Origin of the sequence: Cellulomonas sp. GbtcB1, from assembly GCF_019091725.1 — a bacterium.
GTDB lineage: Bacteria > Actinomycetota > Actinomycetes > Actinomycetales > Cellulomonadaceae > Cellulomonas.
Map to the genome: position 1 here is coordinate 1 of NZ_JAGXJG010000725.1, position 229 is coordinate 229.

General features: G+C 78.6%; 1 pseudogene. It reads right to left on the reverse strand.

Annotated features, from left to right (window positions below):
• Positions 1-229: pseudogene (locus KVT14_RS21975) on the reverse strand (serine hydrolase); the annotation flags it as partial.

Consider the following 229-nt stretch of genomic DNA (forward strand, 5'->3'; position numbering starts at 1 on the left):
GCCGCGGGCACGACCGCCCGCGGGAAGCCGGTGCGGGTCACCCTGGCCGGGCCGAGGCCGCGCCCGGCGACGAGCTCCGCGAACGCCGCGCCCGCGACCCGCTGCGCGCCGAGCGCCAGCAGCACGTACCCGGAGTTGTTGTACGCGAACTCCGCGCCCGCCTCGGGCACCTGGGCGTGCGGCGCGAGCAACGGCAGGAAGGCCTCGGTGTCGTCCAGCACCTGCGGCC